This is a genomic window from Streptomyces sp. NPDC008092 (assembly GCF_042957285.1).
Taxonomy (GTDB): domain Bacteria; phylum Actinomycetota; class Actinomycetes; order Streptomycetales; family Streptomycetaceae; genus Streptomyces.
The window spans coordinates 170,741-188,462 of the sequence record NZ_JBIBHY010000005.1 but is presented as its reverse complement, the minus strand read 5'-3'; the positions used below and the strand labels follow the sequence as shown (position 1 = coordinate 188,462).

Here is a 17,722-nt window from a genome sequence, read left to right as displayed (position 1 = left end):
TCGTCATATCGGGATCCGCCGGTGGCGGCAGGGCGGTCTCCGCAAGCACTTCAGGGAAAATGTGCGACATTGGATAAGAAAGCGGATGCAACAGCTTTCACACAGATCACGGAGCGTAAAGGGCAGTCCGATGTCTGTAGTCGAGCAGTATGCGCGAGCCCACATCGTCACGGACGAGGACGCGCGAGACGATCCGGGCGCGGTCCCCGTCGTCCTGCGCTACGACCCCGACGCCGATCCGAGGACGGTACACGTCGGCCTGCCCGGCACGGACGAGTGGACGTTCTCGCGCTCGCTGCTGGAACAGGGTCTCCGGTCGCCCGCGGAGAGCGGTGACGTACGGGTCTGGCCGCTGGGCCGGGTCCAGGCCGTGGTGGAGTTCCACTCCGACCACGGCACGTCGGTGGTGCAGTTCGAGTCGAAGGCGCTGCTGCGCTTCCTCAGGCGCACCTACATGGCCACCCCCGTGGCCGGCTGACGCCCTCCGCTACAGCGAGGAGCCCAGCTTCAGCAGCGCCGCCACGATCGGTCCGGCGGTGTCGCCGCCGTGGCCGCCCGCCTGGACCACGCCCGCCGCGGCGAAGTCCCCGCAGTACGCGGTGAACCAGCCGTTCGGCTTCTTCTGGCCGTCGACCTCGGCGGAGCCCGTCTTGGCGCCGCAGCTGGAGCTCAGACCCGACATCGCCTTGGCCGCCGTGCCGTACGCCGCCGTGTACTGCATGACCTCCTTCAGCTCCGACTGCGTCTTCGACGACATCGTGCGCGAGGCCTTCGCGATCGTCCGGTTGTCGACGCTCGGGGCGACCAGGTACGGCTGGTGGAAGGAGCCGGTGTCCACCGTGGCCGACACCGACGCCATGTTCAGCGGGTTCATGCGCACCCCGCCCTGCCCGATCAGCGAGGCGCCCATCTGCGCGCCGCTCTGCACCGGGACGGAGCCGTCGAAGGTCGGGACGCCGATGGCCCAGTTGTTCATCCCGAGGCCGTAGACCTGCTGGGCCTCCGTCGTCAGGTCGCTGTTGGACAGCTTGGGCGCGAAGTCGATGAAGGCGTTGTTGCAGGAGGCGCCGAAGCTCAGCTTGAACGTGCCCTGCTTGATCTCCGAGTCGTCGTCGTTGTGGAACGTCCACCCGGCGAGCTTGTACGTCTTCGGGCAGGGGTGCGACGCGTCCGGGGTGATCAGCCCCTTCTCGAACAGCATCGTCGACGTGACGATCTTCATCGTGGAGCCGGGCGCCAGGGAGCCCTGGAAGGCCACGTTGAAGCCGTGGCTGGAGTTGGCGACGGCGAGAACCTCGCCGGTCGACGGGCGCATCATCACGACCGAGGCGTTCTTCTGCGTGGTGACCTGCTTCTCGGCGGCCGCCTGGAGGGTCGGGCTGAGCGTCGTCTTCACGGTGCCCGGCGTGCCCTTGCTGAGTTCGAGCAGCGTCTTGTCGGAGAGCTTCGCCTTCTCGGACGCCGTGCCGCGCACCACGCGCAGCTCGACGCCCGCCTTGCCGCCGGCCTTCTTGCCGAACTTCTCCCGCAGCCCGTCGAGGACCGAGCCCAGCGACGGGTACTTGGCGGTGGTGATCTCCCCGCCGTCCCGGTCCAGGGCCTTGATCGGCGGGGTGCCGGACTCGCCGGTGACCAGGGTGTCGCCGTCCGCGAGGTCCGGGTGAACGACCGCGGCGTGCCAGTTCACCACCGGCTTGCCGTCGCTGGTCCGGCGGATCACGGTGAACGCGGAGCTGTACGACAGCGGCTTGCTGACGCCCTTGTACGACACCGTCGCCTTCACCGAGAACGGGACCTTGCCGCCGGTGCGGGTGCCCTCGGTGAGGGTGACACCCGTGACGTGGGCGTCCTTGCTGTAGCCGGTGAGGAGCTTGATGCAGGCCTTGCTGTCGTCGGTGACGGCGGCGGCCTGGGTGACCTTGCCCTGCTGCCAGGACGAGAGGAAGGTGCGCGCCGTCGTCTGCACCTCGGTGGCGGACAGCGGGCCGGTCTTGACGGGCTTGTGGTCGGCCGTCTTCGCGGACGACGCCGCGTCGGCGGCCCCGCCGCCGTACAGCGCGTAGAGGCCGAGGCCCGCGCCGACGCCGACAGCGGCGATCACTCCGCCGATGACGGCGGGTCTGTGCTTCCGTCGTTCGACGACGCGCCTTCTCTTGCCCACAGCTCAGTTCCTCCGCGCACTTCCCCCGGGGTCCCCGTCGCCCCGTAGCCCTCACGCTCCCCAACGACGACACCAAGCCTAGAGTCCCGGCCTGTGGGAGTGACGTCAGCCACCGATCCGTAGCACACTCGCGACAATCGGACCGGCCGCGTCGATGCCGTGGCCGCCGTCCTGGGTCATCGCCGCGGCCGCGACGTCGTTGCGGTAGCCGGCGAACCAGCTGTTCGACTTGGACTGCCCGTCGACCTCCGCCGACCCCGTCTTGGCGCCGATGCTGCCGCTCAGCCCGCGCATGACCCCGGCCGCGGTGCCGCTGGTCGCGGTGCGGTTCATCATGGCGCGCAGCTGGCCGCTCGTGCCGGGCGACAGGCCCTTCGCGGTGGCCAGTTCACGGCCGTCCAGCTTCTGCGGGACGAGTACCGGCTGGTGGAAGGCCCCCGTCGCCGCGGTCGCCGCGACCGACGCCATGTTCAGCGGGGACATCTGCACCTGGCCCTGGCCGATCAGGTTGGCCGCGGTGTCCGGGCCGCCGGAGGCGGGGACCCGGCCGTCGAAGCTCGGGATGCCCACCTTCCAGTTGTTGTTGCCGAGCCCGAACCGGTCCTCGGCCTCCTTGGTGAGCGAGTCGACCTGGACCGAGTCCGCGTACTTCACGAACGCCGTGTTGCAGGAGCGCGCGAAGCTGTCCGAGAGGGTGGCCTGCTCGTCCGGCTGGAGTCCCTTGAGGTTGCTGAAGGTCTGGCTCTGCCAGGTCGCGGTCGGCGGGCAGGGCGCCGGGCCGTTCGCCGTCGTCAGCCCGGTGTCGATGAGGGTGGCCGCGCTGATGATCTTCATGGTGGAGCCGGGCGCCAGCTCGCCGAGGAAGGCCGCGTTGAAGCCGTCCTCGCGGTGGTTGGCGACCGCCAGCACCTCGCCGGTGCTGGGCTTGACGGCGACCACCGAGGACTCGGCGTACTTCGTGACCGCGGTCTCGGCGGCGGCCTGCACGCGCGCGTCGAGCGTCGTCTGCAGCTTGCCCGCCTTCCCCTCCGCGAGGGTCAGCAGCGTGGTGTCGGCGGACTCCGCGGACGCGTGCTGGATGACCAGCTCCACGCCGGGGGTGCCGCCGGCCTTGTCGCCGTAGCGGCTGCGCAGTTCGTCCAGGATCGGGCCCAGGGACGGGTACTTGTCCTTGGTGAGGACCTTGCCGTTGCGGTCCACGGCCTCGATCGGCGGGCTCGCGGCCTCGCCGGTGGACAGGGTGTCGCCGCGCCGGAGCTGCGGGTGGACGACGGTCGGGTCCCAGTCGACGAGCGCGCGGTGCGTGGTCTCGCCGCGCACGACGGTCAGGCGGCTCCTGTAGGCGAGCGGTTTCGACTTCCCGCCGTAGGACACGGTCGCCTTCACGCTGTACGGCACGGTGGCGCCGGTCACCTTGCCGGGCGTGATGTGCACGTCCTTGATGTGCGCCACGTCGCTGAAGGACGTGAGCACGGGTTCGGCGTCCGCGGAGTCGTTCGTGTACGACGCCGCGGTCGCCGACTGGCCCTTCTCCCAGGCAGCGAAGAACTTCTGCGTGGTGTCCCTGATCTCGTCCTTTGTCGGCGGCCCGGTCCGCACCGCCGGTGTGCTGTCGCCGTGGAGCGTCGACAGAACGTTGTAGGCGCCGTACCCGCCCCCGCCCAGCACGGCCGCGCAGACGCTGCCGATCAGGGCGCCCTTGACCCCCTTGCGCATGGTGCGAAAATCCCTCCCGTGAGCTTTTGCCGCATTTTGTGAACGCGTTCAAAAGCTGGTTGTGGGTCGCACTGTAGGTCGTTGTGGGGCTCCTGTGACAGGCGTTGACCGATTGTTGGCCGAACTGTTGGCCGAACGGAGGTCAGGGATGTGGCTCGGGCCGGGTGCCGGACCGCATGCGTGAACGCCAGGAGTCGAGGGCGGCCGCCGTGTCCGTGTGCGGCTGCCGCAAAACTTGAACCCTGATTGCTTGGGAATAAGCTGGAAGAAACCGCGGAACGCCGATTTTACGCCAGGAGGCGAGCCTATAGGAGTCTATAGGAGCCGAATTATGCCATCTGTGGCAAAAGCCGACAACCTGAGCGATGCGATACGGCAGAGAGCGAGGCTCTCGTGTTTGTCTCTCGAAATGGAATCGCGCACATGGCAGGGGTTTTCTGCGCTGCCGCGCTGCTCGCCGCAACGACCGGTTCGGTCGGCGCAGCGGCTGTGACCGCAGCCCGGAACGGCGCAGTGGTGTCTTCGACCGTCCAGCCGCGACCGTCCAGTACGCCTCATGCGCCCATTGCGCCGAGTGCGGGGAGCGGCGGCGGGCACATTCCCAACGCGCCCAGGACGCCGACGCCGACTACGACTACGACTACGACGGACAGCCCGGGCGCGCGCGGGGGAGCCGGCATTCCCAACACGAACAGGCACCACATCCTGGGGTGACGTTCCGTGATGGGCCGAGTCACGGATGGCGTAATGCGGCGGGCTCCGCCCAGCGGTTGCGCTCATGCTGGATTTATGGACGAACCGAATGTTGTTCGGCCGCGCGAAGACAGAAGCGGAAGGCTCCGAGACCTTTACGCAGCGATCCTGATGGCTGCGGGTCTGGTGGCCGCCGGCGGCATACTCGCCTGGTTCGGGGTGAATGACGTCGGCGAAGCACTGTCGTTTGCGGGACGGATAACCGGATTCTCCGCGTCGGTCGCCGCACTGGTGATGTTCGTTGCCGTGGCCGCCGCTTGTGACTACTTCGGCAAGCGGAGTTTCAGGGCGTCAGGAATTTTTGTCCTGGCTGCCGTCCTGCTTGTTCTGATCGTCAACGCCGGACTCCTGGCGATGCAAATAGAGGGGCGCGAACTCACGAACTGGCTGATCGCGTGGGTTGCTCTTATCGTCTGGTCGGGCTGGGCACTGTGGAAGCTCCTGCGGCGCGAAAAGGTCTGGAAAGACATTCCGGCGCCCCGCGCGTTCGCGGTCGGGGCCCTGGCGACGACGTTTCTGGCGTTCGGCAACTTTGCGTACTCGCAGATCTACCTGCCCTATTCCATGCCCATGCTCGTCTCGGTCACCGTGGATTTTGAAAAGCCCGTGGCGAACCATGCCACCGGTGGCACCACTGTGCCGCTGCGTCTGACGTTGAAGAACGGCGGGAAGGTCTCCGCGTACATTCCCCAGAGTATCTACGTGGTCCAGGGGCAGTACGAGGACACGAGTCAGGCGGCGAAATCCCGTGAGAGCTGGCTGTACGGCGCATCGAACGGTGTCCTCCGGGAGGACTTCCGGATCAAGGAATCGACCGTGATCGAGAACGGCATGATCCTCTATCCCGGCACGGACCCATGGTTGGACCCCGGAGAAACCCGGACAGTGGATCGCGTCATCCAGCTGCCGAAGGACATCAAATACCAGACCCTCATCGCGTATTCCGAAGCCATTCTGGTCCGAAAGGATCGAGTCTCTCTCGACACGCCCGACGTGCAGAAGTCCTGGGATGAATCATCATTCAAGCACATCAGTGATGCTCCTGAATGGGTGAGGGGTGGCGTACCGCGTAGCGTCGATTTCCTGAAGTGGACCTTCCCGCTGCGCGAGGGGAGTTATCTGACCGCGGCGACAAGAAGGCAGAAACACCTCACCACGTGGTGGGTGCTCCAGTATCCGAGCATCGCGGTGACCGTCTCCTCTTCGGAAGGAGGGGAGAACGTCAGGCCGAGTGCGCAGGACATGGGCACCCTTCTCGCGCGGTACGGACTCGAAGCGATCGACAGCGGGTTCGCCGAGATGCCGCTAAACCCACGTATCGAGCCACATCCGTGAACGCCAGGAGTCGAGGGGAATCGCCGTGCCCGTGTACAGCGGCCAGAAGTAGATGAAGTTCCAGACGATCAGCAGCACCAGGACGCCCGCACTGGACGCGCCGACCAGCCGGCGGGTGTCGCTGGAGCCCGGCGGGCCGATGATCGCGCCGATCATCATCGCCACCGCGAGACAGAGGAACGGCACGAAGACGACGGCGTAGAAGAGGAAGATCGTGCGCTCCTGGTACATGAACCAGGGCAGGTAACCGGCCGCGATGCCGCAGGCGACGGCCCCGGCCCGCCAGTCGCGGCGGAACGCCCACCGCCACAGGACGTAGGCGATCGCGAAGCAGGCCGCCCACCACAGCAGCGGGGTGCCGATCGCGAGCACCTCGCGGGCGCACTTCTCGCCGGCGTCCGACGGGCAGCCGTCCACACCCGGCGACGGCGACTCGTAGTAGTACGACACCGGGCGGCCCAGCACCAGCCAGGACCACGGGTTCGACATGTACGTGTGCGGCGACGACAGGCCGACGTGGAACAGGTACACCTCGTGCTCGTAGTGCCACAGGCTGCGCAGCCAGTCGGGAAGGAACGTCCAGCTGCCGCCCTTGCCGTCGGTGGCCGCCCAGTTGCGGAAGTAGCCGCCAGTGCCGTCGGTGGGGGACAGGATCCAGCCGATCCAGGACGTCAGGTAGACGGCGATCGCCACCGGGACCGTCGCCAGGAAGGTGATCCCCGTGTCGTGCGCCAGGGCCGCCTTGTACGGGTGCCGGGCGCCGGCCACCTTGCGGGCACCCACGTCCCACAGGACCGCCATCACGCAGAACGCGGCCAGGATGTAGAGGGCGTTCCACTTGGTGCCGAGCGCGAGGCCCAGCATGAGGCCCGCCGCCCAGCGCCAGGGGCGCCACCCGAAGCGGAAGCCGTCGGCCACGCGCGCGTCCGGGCGGACCCGGCCGTCAGCGTCCGGCGGCAGCGCGGCCGCCAGCTTCGCCCGCGACCTGTCCCGGTCGATGACCAGGCAGCCGAACGCCGCCAGCACGAAGAACATCAGCACCCCGTCGAGCAGCGAGGTGCGGCTCATCACGAAGTGCAGGCCGTCCACCGCCATCAGCGCGCCCGCCAGGCAGCCCAGGAAGGTGGACCGGAACATCCGGCGCCCGATCCGGCACAGCAGCAGCACGCTCAGCGTGCCGAGCAGCGCCGTCATGAACCGCCAGCCGAACGGGTTGAAGCCGAAGACCAGCTCCCCGAGCCCGATGACGTACTTGCCGACCGGCGGGTGCACGACGTACGCCGCGTCCACCGGGATGCCGACATGGCCGGCCTTCTGCAGGATCAGGTCGTTGGCGTTCTTGTCCCAGTTGACCTCGAAACCGCGGTGGACGAGCGCCCACGCGTCCTTCGCGTAGTACGTCTCGTCGAATATCACCGCCTTGGGGCTGCCCAGGTTCCAGAACCGGAGCAGGCCCGCCATCAGCGTCACCAGCAGCGGACCGACCCAGCCCGACCAGCGCGTGATCCGCTCCGCGAGCACCGGGGGCACCCCCAGGGCGAACCACAGCCGGGGGCTGGGCTCCACGTACGGCGGCACCAGGCGTTCGACGACGTCGGCGTGCGCGCCGGAGCCGGCGGCGCCCCGGTCACCGGGGGCGTGCGCCGTGTGTGCCGGGCTCGCCGTGTAGCCGAACCGGCGCAGCCGCTGCTGCCACGTCGGCCGCTCGTCGAGCGCTGCCTGGCCCTGCCGGGTGTCCGTGGAGGACGCGGTACTGGTCACCGCGCCATCGTAGGGAACCGTTCTGTGTGAGTCCCGTGCAATGGGGCTTCGCGGTGGGTTCCTTTGCGTTCACCGCCCCGGAGGTCCGCCGGGGACGGCGCTGTCGGTGGCGGCTGCGAGGATGGAGGAGTGACTGGAACCCTTGTCCTCGCAGGCACCCCCATCGGCGACGTCGCGGACGCGCCGCCCCGGCTCGCCGCGGAGCTGACCGGCGCCGACGTGATCGCGGCCGAGGACACGCGGCGGCTGCGCTGGCTCACCCAGGCGCTGGGGGTGACGCCCAAGGGACGCGTCGTGTCGTACTTCGAGGGCAACGAGGCCGCCCGCACACCGGAGCTGGTCGAGGAACTCGTCGGCGGCGCGCGCGTGCTGCTCGTGACCGACGCCGGGATGCCGTCCGTCTCCGACCCCGGCTACCGGCTGGTCGCGGCCGCCGTGGAGAAGGACATCCGGGTCACGGCCGTACCGGGACCGTCCGCCGTGCTCACCGCGCTCGCACTGTCCGGGCTGCCCGTCGACCGGTTCTGCTTCGAGGGGTTCCTGCCGCGCAAGGCGGGCGAGCGCCGCTCCCGCCTCCAGGAGGTCGCCGAGGAGCGCCGCACCCTCGTCTACTTCGAGGCCCCGCACCGCCTCGACGACACCCTCGCCGCCATGGCCGAGGTCTTCGGCGCCGAGCGGCGGGCCGCCGTCTGCCGCGAGCTGACCAAGACGTACGAGGAGGTGCGGCGCGGTCCGCTCGCCGAGCTGGCGGTGTGGGCCGCCGACGGGGTGCGCGGCGAGATCACCGTCGTCGTCGAGGGCGCGCCGGAGCGCGGGCCGGAGGAGCTCGACGCGGAGGAGCTGGTGCGGCGGGTGCGGGTGCGGGAGGAGGCCGGCGAGCGCCGCAAGGAGGCGATCGCGGCGGTGGCGGTGGCGGCGGGGATTCCGAAGCGGGTGGTGTTCGACGCCGTGGTCGCCGCGAAGCGTGTTGATGGGTGAGGTCGGTTTTCGGAGCGCCGTGGTGGTTGCTCCTGTGTAGTCGTGTGCGGGGTGGCGGGGGCTGGTCGCGCAGTTCCCCGCACCCCTTCCGGGGCACCCTCGTGCACGGCGTCTGCAAGGGGGCGCTCCTTGATCTCTGAGCGAGCCGCTTCTCCCTTGAGCGTGCGCCCCTGACCTGCGGTGATGTGTCCTCTGAGCGGGGCGCCTCTCCTCTGAGCGCGCGCCCCACGGGACGGTAAAGCAGGGGCGGGAAACGCAAAGCTCAGCCCTATGCGGCGAGGCCGATTTGGCAAGCCGAATCCAAATCGCCTCCAACACTCGGCAGGCCTGTCGCATTCGCGTCGGTGAAGGCGTCCACTGGTCAGCAGGGACGCACCCGTCCCTCACCCCCATGGGATTCCGGGGGGAATCCCCGCGCCGGGGGTGCGTGCTTGTCCAAGCGGACAAGAGGAGCTGGCATGAGTGAGATCGCAGGGCAGACCGGCCTCCGCGGTGCGGCCACAGCCGTCGTCCACGAGTCGTATTCCTTCGCCTGCATGCGATGCGGGCACGGCTGGGAGCAGTCGTACGAGATAGAGCACCACACCGACGCCGACAACCACGAGTTCGTCAAGTACGTCGCGAACGGCCGGGTCGTCCCGTCACCGCTGAGCCGGCCCGCGTGCCAGAACTGCGACGGACAGGTGCTGCGGATCATGCGCGCGGGGCAGGTCTCGTCGGTGCGCGACGCCGCGCAGCGATCGCATCAGCCGTCGGCACAGAACCGCTCCGCCGGTCAGGACGGTACGGAGACCGGGCCGGCCGCGGTGGCGACGGAGGCCTCCGCGGAGGTCAAGGCGGTGCACCACTGGCACCTGTCGGACCTCCTGCACCCCTTCCAGCGCAGGGCGAGCTGATACGGGCCCTGGGCGTGGGCCCGGCGGGCATGCCCCTTTCGTAGGATCGGGGCATGCCTTCGAACGCCCCCGGTACGGCCTCCCGCACGGCCGACAAGAACGCGGCGCCGCCGCTCCCGGAACCCCTCCGGGTGCCCGTCGCCGACTCCCACACCCATCTCGACATGCAGTCCGGCACGGTCGAGGAGGGCCTCGCGAAGGCCGCGTCGGTGGGCGTGACGACCGTCGTCCAGGTCGGCTGCGACCTCAAGGGCTCGCGGTGGGCGGCCGACACCGCCGCCGCGCACGCGAACGTCCACGCGACCGTCGCCCTGCACCCCAACGAGGCGCCGCGCATCGTGCACGGCGACCCCGACGGCTGGTCCCGGCAGGGGACCCGGGCCGGGGGCGGGGACGCCGCGCTCGACGAGGCGCTTGCGGAGATCGACCGGCTGGCCGGGCTGCCCCAGGTGAAGGGCGTCGGCGAGACCGGCCTCGACTACTTCCGGACCGGACCCGAGGGCAAGGCCGCCCAGGAGCGCTCCTTCCGCGCCCACATCGAGATCGCCAAGCGGCACGGCAAGGCCCTTGTCATCCACGACCGCGACGCCCACGCCGACGTCCTGCGCGTCCTCAAGGAGGAGGGCGCCCCCGAGCGGACCGTGTTCCACTGCTACTCCGGGGACGCCGCGATGGCCGAGGAGTGCGCCCGCGAGGGCTACTTCATGTCCTTCGCCGGCAACGTCACCTTCAAGAACGCCCAGAACCTGAGGGACGCGGTGGCGGTGGCGCCCCTGGAACTGCTCCTCGTGGAGACCGACGCGCCCTTCCTGACCCCGGCGCCGTACCGCGGACGGCCCAACGCCCCGTATCTCATTCCGGTCACGGTGCGCGCGCTGGCCGCCGTGCGCGGCATCGACGAGGACGCGCTGGCGACGGCGCTGGGCGCGAACACGGCCCGTGCCTTCGACTACTGAGGGTGTAGCGATCATAACTGACGCATAACGTTCGCGAGCCTGCGCCTTTGGTCTGCTCGCGACCGTGCGTAGTCGTGCCGCTTTGGAGAGTGACGACCGCTCCGCTAGGTTCTGGGGGCCCGATCCGGACCCCTCTGGCCCTCTGGAGCGTGTCGGCGTGAGCACATCGCAGTACGAGACGTCTGGGGCGTACGACCCCTACGGCGCGCCCGGAGTGCACGGCGCGCAGGAGATGTACGGCGCGCACGACGCCGAGACGCTGGGATACGGCACGGCGTACGGGGGTGACACGTACCAGCCGGCGTACGAGATCTCGGCGCAGGCCGCCCAGGCTGCCCAGGCCGTCCAGCCTGCCCAGGCCGCGCAGTCGCATGTCGCGGAGCCGGAGCCGGAGTTGCCGCGGCAGGGCGAGGCCGGGGCGGAGGAGGCGTGGGAGGAGGCGCGCGAGGAGGTGCGTGAGGAGGGTGTGCGCGCCGTCGCGGGACGGCGTGCCGCGCGCCGGCGCAAGGCTCGGTACACCCGGCGCCCCGAGTCCGCCGTGCGCCGTCTGCTGCCGCAGGCGCTCGTCGTCGCGTTCCTCGCGGGCGGCACCACCGCGTTCCTCGCCAAGGACAAGGCGATCGAGCTGACCGTGGACGGCAGGCCGCGCACCCTGCACACGTTCGCGGACGACGTGACCGGCCTGCTGGCCGAGGAGGGCGTGCCGGTCGGGGCGCACGACGTGGTCGCGCCCGCCCCCGGTACGGCCCTGGCCAGCGGCGACGAGGTCGCGGTGCGCTACGGCCGCCCGGTACGGCTCACGCTGGACGGCGAGCCGCGCGAGGTGTGGACGACGGCGCGCACGGTGGACGGAGCGCTCAGACAGCTCGGGGTGCGTGCCGAGGGCGCGTACCTTTCGGCCTCGCGCTCCCAGAACATCGGACGCGCCGGGCTCGCGCTCGACGTACGCACCGAGCGCACGGTCACGATCCTGGCGGACGGCCGGACCCGGACCATCCGCACCAACGCCGCGACCGTCGGCGAGGCCGTCGAGGAGGCCGGGATCACCCTGCACGGCCAGGACACCACCTCGGTGTCCCAGGCCGGCTTCCCGCGCGACGGGCAGACGGTGACCGTGCTGCGCGTCACGGGCAGCAAGGAGATCCGCGAGGAGGCCATCCCGTTCCAGGTGCGGCGGACGGCGGACCCGACGCTGTTCAAGGGCACCGAGGTGGTGGAGCGGGCCGGGCGGCCGGGGCTGCGCCGTGTGACATATTACTTGCGCTCCGTCAACGGAGTCCGGCAGAAGCCGCACCGCGAGACGGCCGAGGTGGTCCGGGAGGCGCGCACCCAGCTGGTCAAGGTGGGGACCAAGCCGCACCCCGACTCCGTGACCGGCGCCGACGGCCTGAACTGGCACGGTCTCGCCGCCTGCGAGTCCGGCGGCCGCCCGCACGCGGTGGACGCCTCCGGGACGTACGGCGGGCTGTACCAGTTCGACACCCACACCTGGCACAGCCTCGGCGGCAGCGGGCGCCCGCAGGACGCCTCGTCCGAGGAACAGACGTTCCGCGCGAAGAAGCTCTACGTGAGCCGCGGTTCCACGCCCTGGCCGCACTGCGGGGCGCGGCTGCACAAGTGACCCGGGGGAGCGGCCGTACGGGTGACCGGCCGGAGGCGTTCCCGGCGGCCCGTACCCTTGTCCCGTGAGCAGCCCCACCCCCGACGCCCTCCTCGGCCCCGCCGACATCCGTGAGCTGGCGGCAGCGCTCGGTGTACGCCCCACCAAGCAGCGCGGCCAGAACTTCGTGATCGACGCCAACACGGTCCGCCGTATCGTCCGCACCGCCGAGGTCCGCCCGGACGACGTCGTCGTGGAGGTCGGCCCGGGGCTCGGGTCCCTCACGCTCGCGCTCCTGGAGGCCGCCGACCGGGTCACCGCGGTCGAGATCGACGACGTCCTGGCCGGCGCACTGCCCGCGACGATCGCGGCGCGCATGCCGGCGCGCGCGGACCGGTTCGCGCTGGTCCACTCCGACGCCATGCACGTCACCGAGCTGCCGGGACCGCCGCCGACCGCGCTCGTCGCGAACCTCCCCTACAACGTCGCCGTGCCCGTCCTCCTCCACATGCTCGAAACCTTCCCGAGCATCGAGCGGACGCTGGTGATGGTGCAGTCCGAGGTCGCCGACCGGCTCGCCGCCGGACCCGGCAACAAGGTGTACGGCGTGCCGTCCGTCAAGGCCAACTGGTACGCCGAGGTCAAGCGCGCCGGTGCCATCGGGCGCAACGTCTTCTGGCCCGCCCCGAACGTCGACAGCGGGCTGGTCTCCCTGGTCAGGCGCGCGGAGCCGCTGAAGACGACGGCCTCCAGGCGCGAGGTCTTCGCGGTCGTCGACGCGGCGTTCGCGCAGCGCCGCAAGACCCTCCGGGCGGCGCTCGCCGGCTGGGCCGGGTCCGCGGCGGCCGCCGAGGCGGCGCTGGTCGCGGCCGGGGTCTCGCCGCAGGCCCGCGGCGAGGCGCTGACCGTCGAGGAGTTCGCGAGGATCGCCGAGCACGCCGAGCACGCCGAGCACGCCGAGCACGAGGAGTCCGGTAAGTGAGCGTCACGGTACGCGTCCCCGCCAAGGTCAACGTCCAGCTCGCGGTGGGCGCGGCGCGCCCCGACGGCTTCCACGGCCTGGCCAACGTCTTCCTCGCCGTCGGCCTCTACGACGAGGTCACGGTCACGCCCGCCGACGAGCTGACGGTCACCTGCGAGGGCCCGGACGCCGCCGAGGTCCCCCTGGACCGCACGAACCTCGCGGCGCGCGCCGCAGTCGCGCTCGCCGAGCGCCGGGGCATCGAACCCGCCGTGCACATCCACATCGCCAAGGACATCCCGGTCGCCGGCGGCATGGCCGGGGGGAGCGCGGACGGGGCGGGCGCGCTGCTCGCCTGCAACGAGCTGTGGCGCGCGGGCGCCTCCCGCGCCGAACTCCTCGCCATCTGCGCCGACCTGGGCAGTGACGTGCCCTTCAGCCTGGTCGGCGGGGCGGCTCTCGGCATCGGGCGGGGCGAGCAGCTGACCGTGCTGGAGACCGGCGGCACCTTCCACTGGGTGTTCGCGATGGCCGGGCGGGGGCTGTCGACGCCGGCGGTCTTCCGCGAGTTCGACCGGCTCGCGCAGGGGCGGGACATCCCGGAGCCGGTGGCTTCGGCGGAGCTGCTCCAGGCGCTGGCGAAGGGGGACCCGGACGCGCTGGCCGCCGCCGTCTCCAACGACCTCCAGCCCGCGGCCCTGTCCCTCTTCCCGGAGCTCGCCGACACCCTGGACGCGGGCCGCGGGGCCGGAGCGCTCGCCGCGCTCGTCTCCGGCTCGGGGCCCACGACGGCCTTCCTCGCGCGCGATCCGGAGGCGGCCACGAAGATCGCCGACGCCCTGCGCTCCTCCGGCACCTGCCGTACGGTGCGCACGGCGACGTCACCCGCGCCGGGCGCCCGGGTCCTCGACCAGGCATCCGGCACCGGCGCCCGAGCCGGCGAGTGAGACCGGCGCCGGTGCCGGCGGGCGGGACCATCACCCACGCCCCGGCGTGCGCGACCGGCCGCACGCCCCGCGCAAATCAGCTGCCTCGCGCCCCTCACCCCCACTAGGCTCCCCCGGTCGCCCCCGGACCAGGGCTGGCGGCGCGGAAACGGGGGGCGCCCACGCATGACCATCCACGAGCTCGTCACCGCCGTACGGAACGGGGACGCGGACGGTGTCCGGCGATTGCTGGACGACGACGTCGACGCGGACATGCTCGACCCGGACGCCGGGGTGCCGCTGCTCTGCGTTGCCGTGGCGGCGTACGACGAGGATGTCGTCGACGCGCTGATCGACGCGGGGGCCGACTCGCTGGCGGTGCTGTCCGACGGGAGCACGCCGGTACGGCGCGCGGTGGACGGCGGGTCGATCGAGATGGTGTCGGCGCTCCTGCGGGACCCGGTGCGGTTCCCGCAGGACACGCGGCGCGAACTGCTGGTCCGGGCTGGGCGGTGGGCCGACGCGGGCGTGGAGGCGGAGCTCCGGCGCCGGAGCGGTGCCTCCGGGCCGGCGACCCGGGAACCGGTCCGGGACCGCTCGGGGGACGAGGTGTACGAGCAGTTCAGCGTGGGTGGACTGACCGCGCGGGACGGGCATGACGGAATCCTCACGGAGCTGGAGGCGCGTTTCGGGGTGCGTGCGCCGTTCGAGGAGGTGCTCGCGCGGGCGCTGGTGCGCCGGAACCCGGACCATGCCGTGTGGTTCCAGGCGGCCAACATCCTCAGCCGACGCATGGACGAGGACACCTGGGCCGCCGCCGTGGCACTCAGCCGCAGTACGGACCGGCTCCGGCGGCTGTTCGCGGCGGAGCTGCTGTTGTTCCTCGGGCTGGGCCCCGCCTGGCCGCCGGGCTCCGAGCCTTTCGAGGGGCGCGGCACGGAGGTCCTGCTGCCCTGGGCGCGCCAGGAGCGGGACCCGGAGGTGCTGCGCGCCGTCCTCAACGCGCTGACCGAGGACTGGAGCCCGGAGATCGAGGAGCTGGGGCGGTCGTATCTGACGCATCCCGATGGCGGGGTGCGTTGCATGCTGCCGCACACGCTGGAGCGGGGGGAGAACCGGCTGGTGGTGCGGCCCGAGAGCCTGAGGACGGTGTTCGCGCTGGCGCGGGATCCTGAGCCCCGCGTGCGGTCGGCGGCGTGCATCTGGCTGGCGGAGTATCCGGGACACGACCCCGGCATCGCGGACGCGCTGGCCGGGCTGGTGGACGAGGAGGACCAGCTGACCCGGATCCATGCCGTGTACGGACTCGCCCACCAGGACGACCCGCGCTGCGTGGAGGCCGAAGGGCACATCGGTCCGGTGGACCGGGAGCAGTGGCCGGACACCTGGATGCTCCGCGCGGTGGGGCGGTACCAGGAGCGCGTGGCGCGGCGGGCGGCCGGTTCCGGGTGACGCGGAACCGGCCGCCGTGAGCTGGACGCCGGACCGCCGCCGTGCCCGCCTCCCGGGAGAACCTCCTCGGCGAGGTACGCGGGCGGGCGGGCGGAAAGCGGCTCCCGGCCGGACGGCCTCCCGGGGCGCATTACGCTGGGAGGCTGACCGTCCCCGTGCGCAGGAGTGAAATGGCCGTCAACCTGGTCAATGTCGAGAACGTCAGCAAGGTCTACGGCACCCGTGCCCTGCTGGACGGCGTCTCGCTCGGCGTGTCGGAGGGCGACCGCATCGGCGTGGTGGGCCGCAACGGCGACGGCAAGACCACTCTCATCCGGATGCTCGCCAAGCTGGAGGAGGCCGACACCGGCCGGGTCACCCACTCCGGCGGACTGCGCGCCGGCGTCCTCACCCAGCACGACTCCCTCGACCCGGCCGCCACCGTCCGGCACGAGGTCATCGGCGACATGGCCGACCACGAGTGGGCCGGCAACGCCAAGGTCCGGGACGTCCTCACCGGCCTCTTCGGCGGACTTGACCTGCCGGGCTTCCCCAAGGGGCTCGACACCGTCATCGGGCCGCTGTCGGGTGGCGAGCGGCGCCGTATCGCGCTCGCCAAGCTGCTCATCGAGGAGCAGGACCTGCTCGTCCTCGACGAGCCCACCAACCACCTCGACGTCGAGGGCATCTCCTGGCTCGCCCGGCACCTGAGCGAGCGTCGCTCGGCGCTGGTCTGCGTCACCCACGACCGGTGGTTCCTCGACCAGGTCTGCACCCGCATGTGGGACGTGCAGCGCGGCGCCGTCTACGAGTACGAGGGCGGCTACTCCGACTACGTCTTCGCCCGCGCGGAGCGCGAGCGGATCGCGGCCACCGAGGAGACCAAGCGGCAGAACCTGGTCCGCAAGGAGCTGGCCTGGCTGCGCCGCGGCGCTCCCGCCCGTACCTCCAAGCCGCGCTTCCGGGTCGAGGCGGCGAACGAGCTGATCGCCGACGTGCCGCCGCCGCGGGACAGCTCCGAGCTGATGAAGTTCGCCTCCACCCGGCTCGGCAGGACCGTGTTCGACCTGGAGGACGTGACCGTCCAGGCCGGGCCGAAGGTGCTGCTCAAGCACGTCACCTGGCAGCTCGGTCCCGGCGACCGCATCGGCCTGGTCGGCGTCAACGGCGCCGGCAAGACCTCGCTGCTGCGCGCCATGGCCGAGGCCGCCCGGACCGAGGGCGAGGCGCAGCCGGCGGCCGGGCGGGTCGTCGTCGGCAAGACTGTGAAGCTCGCCTACCTCTCCCAGGAGGTCGCCGAGCTGAACCCGAACACGCGGGTCCTGGAGGCGGTCCAGCAGGTGCGCGAGCGCGTCGACCTGGGCAAGGGGCGCGAGATGACCGCCGGGCAGCTGTGCGAGACGTTCGGCTTCAGCAAGGAGAAGCAGTGGACGCCGGTCGGCGACCTGTCCGGTGGTGAGCGCCGCCGCCTGCAGCTGCTGCGCCTGCTCATGGACGAGCCGAACGTCCTCTTCCTCGACGAGCCCACCAACGACCTCGACATCGAGACCCTCACCCAGCTGGAGGACGTCCTCGACGGCTGGCCCGGCTCGATGATCGTGATCTCCCACGACCGGTTCTTCGTCGAGCGCACCACCGACCGGGTCTTCGCCCTCCTCGGCGACGCCACGCTGCGGATGCTGCCGCGCGGTATCGACGAGTACCTGGAGCGCAGGCAGCGCATGGAGGAGACGGTCGCCGCCACCGCGGCGGCCGCGGCCCCGAAGGCGGCCACGGCCGAGCGCAGCGCCGCCGACCAGCGTGCCGCCAAGAAGGAACTCCAGCGGATCGAGCGCCAGTTGGACCGCGTCTCCGAGAAGGAGGCCAAGCTGCACGACCAGATCGCCGCCAACGCCACGGACTTCGCGAAGGTCGCCGAACTCGACGCCCAGTTGCGCGACCTGGCCACGGAGCGCGAGGAACTGGAGATGCGCTGGCTGGAGTTGGCCGAGGACGCGTGACGGGCGGCGCACCGACCGGCGTGAATCAGCCCGCTGCGGGCCCGCGCGCAACCCCCTTGCGCGGGCCCGGTGAAGGGGGCGTGAAGGCGCGTAACGGTGGCATCACGGGGCGGTTCTCCCTTGGGAACAGCGGCAGATGGGTGCCCGTGGGCTGTCGGTGCCGGGTGGTAGAAAGGTCAGTCTGAGAACTGCCTGAGTGCGCGAGAGGGCCTGTCACCGGCCTCGGGCAGTGGCTCGGAATCAGTGAA

The 17,722-nt window shown here is 71.0% G+C and carries 13 protein-coding genes; 10 read left to right on the top strand and 3 right to left on the bottom strand.

From position 1 onward, the window contains the following. Positions 1-130: 130 nt before the first annotated feature. The gene (locus ACFZB3_RS17300; RefSeq protein ID WP_391376254.1) at positions 131-478 is read left to right on the top strand and encodes an SsgA family sporulation/cell division regulator; all 348 of its coding nucleotides are present in this window, start codon (positions 131-133) and stop codon (positions 476-478) included. A 9-nt stretch (positions 479-487) separates the two neighbouring features. Here the strand turns inward: ACFZB3_RS17300 and ACFZB3_RS17295 are convergent, their stop codons facing one another. Further along, entirely contained in the window at positions 488-2,161 is a 1,674-nt protein-coding gene (locus ACFZB3_RS17295) for a penicillin-binding transpeptidase domain-containing protein (protein WP_391376251.1), read from the bottom strand. A 105-nt stretch (positions 2,162-2,266) separates the two neighbouring features. Further along, on the bottom strand, positions 2,267-3,877 hold the full coding sequence (locus ACFZB3_RS17290) for a penicillin-binding transpeptidase domain-containing protein (RefSeq protein ID WP_391376248.1): 1,611 nt from the start codon (positions 3,875-3,877) through the stop codon (positions 2,267-2,269). 789 nt (positions 3,878-4,666) lie between these two features. Between ACFZB3_RS17290 and ACFZB3_RS17285 the strand changes: the two genes are divergently transcribed. Continuing rightward, entirely contained in the window at positions 4,667-5,965 is a 1,299-nt protein-coding gene (locus ACFZB3_RS17285) for a hypothetical protein (protein ID WP_391376245.1), read from the top strand. On the opposite strand, the gene ACFZB3_RS17280 is transcribed toward ACFZB3_RS17285, so the two are convergent. After that, positions 5,936-7,726, bottom strand: a complete 1,791-nt coding sequence (locus ACFZB3_RS17280; protein ID WP_391376242.1) for a phospholipid carrier-dependent glycosyltransferase — start codon at positions 7,724-7,726, stop codon at positions 5,936-5,938. The genes ACFZB3_RS17285 and ACFZB3_RS17280 overlap by 30 nt on opposite strands. Before the next feature lie 129 nt (positions 7,727-7,855). Between ACFZB3_RS17280 and rsmI the strand changes: the two genes are divergently transcribed. The 8 genes from rsmI (at position 7,856) to ACFZB3_RS17240 (ending at position 17,474) form a co-directional block, all read left to right on the top strand. Then, complete coding sequence (gene rsmI / locus ACFZB3_RS17275; RefSeq protein ID WP_391376239.1) at positions 7,856-8,704, top strand: 16S rRNA (cytidine(1402)-2'-O)-methyltransferase; 849 nt, start codon at positions 7,856-7,858, stop codon at positions 8,702-8,704. Positions 8,705-9,162: 458 nt separating this feature from the next. Next, positions 9,163-9,600: a hypothetical protein gene (locus ACFZB3_RS17270; protein WP_391376236.1), complete on the top strand. Its 438-nt coding sequence runs from the start codon at positions 9,163-9,165 to the stop codon at positions 9,598-9,600. A gap of 53 nt (positions 9,601-9,653) precedes the next feature. Continuing rightward, on the top strand, positions 9,654-10,556 hold the full coding sequence (locus ACFZB3_RS17265) for a TatD family hydrolase (protein WP_391376232.1): 903 nt from the start codon (positions 9,654-9,656) through the stop codon (positions 10,554-10,556). 157 nt (positions 10,557-10,713) lie between these two features. Then, positions 10,714-12,177 carry a ubiquitin-like domain-containing protein gene (locus tag ACFZB3_RS17260; RefSeq protein ID WP_391376229.1) on the top strand — a complete coding sequence of 488 codons (1,464 nt, stop codon included), beginning with the start codon at positions 10,714-10,716 and terminating at the stop codon, positions 12,175-12,177. A gap of 64 nt (positions 12,178-12,241) precedes the next feature. After that, complete coding sequence (gene rsmA, locus ACFZB3_RS17255) at positions 12,242-13,138, top strand: 16S rRNA (adenine(1518)-N(6)/adenine(1519)-N(6))-dimethyltransferase RsmA (RefSeq protein WP_391376226.1); 897 nt, start codon at positions 12,242-12,244, stop codon at positions 13,136-13,138. Continuing rightward, the gene (locus ACFZB3_RS17250) at positions 13,135-14,064 is read left to right on the top strand and encodes a 4-(cytidine 5'-diphospho)-2-C-methyl-D-erythritol kinase (RefSeq protein WP_391376224.1); all 930 of its coding nucleotides are present in this window, start codon (positions 13,135-13,137) and stop codon (positions 14,062-14,064) included. The genes rsmA and ACFZB3_RS17250 overlap by 4 nt, the downstream gene beginning before the upstream one ends. A 165-nt stretch (positions 14,065-14,229) precedes the next feature. Next, positions 14,230-15,495 (top strand): ankyrin repeat domain-containing protein, encoded by a 1,266-nt coding sequence (locus ACFZB3_RS17245; protein WP_391376222.1) that lies wholly within the window; start codon positions 14,230-14,232, stop codon positions 15,493-15,495. 170 nt (positions 15,496-15,665) lie between these two features. Further along, a complete protein-coding gene (locus ACFZB3_RS17240; protein WP_391376219.1) occupies positions 15,666-17,474 on the top strand; it encodes an ATP-binding cassette domain-containing protein in 1,809 nt (602 codons plus the stop codon). The last annotated feature ends 248 nt before the right edge of the window (positions 17,475-17,722 follow it).

What these genes read in the sequence shown, in the direction of transcription:
- ACFZB3_RS17300 (WP_391376254.1), top strand. Translation starts at nt 131, where the DNA reads ATGTCTGTAGTCGAGCAGTATGCGCGAGCCCACATCGTCACGGACGAG.
- ACFZB3_RS17290 (WP_391376248.1), bottom strand. Translation starts at nt 3,877, where the DNA reads ATGCGCAAGGGGGTCAAGGGCGCCCTGATCGGCAGCGTCTGCGCGGCC.
- ACFZB3_RS17285 (WP_391376245.1), top strand. Translation starts at nt 4,667, where the DNA reads ATGGACGAACCGAATGTTGTTCGGCCGCGCGAAGACAGAAGCGGAAGG.
- ACFZB3_RS17270 (WP_391376236.1), top strand. Translation starts at nt 9,163, where the DNA reads ATGAGTGAGATCGCAGGGCAGACCGGCCTCCGCGGTGCGGCCACAGCC.
- ACFZB3_RS17265 (WP_391376232.1), top strand. Translation starts at nt 9,654, where the DNA reads ATGCCTTCGAACGCCCCCGGTACGGCCTCCCGCACGGCCGACAAGAAC.
- ACFZB3_RS17245 (WP_391376222.1), top strand. Translation starts at nt 14,230, where the DNA reads ATGACCATCCACGAGCTCGTCACCGCCGTACGGAACGGGGACGCGGAC.
- ACFZB3_RS17240 (WP_391376219.1), top strand. Translation starts at nt 15,666, where the DNA reads ATGGCCGTCAACCTGGTCAATGTCGAGAACGTCAGCAAGGTCTACGGC.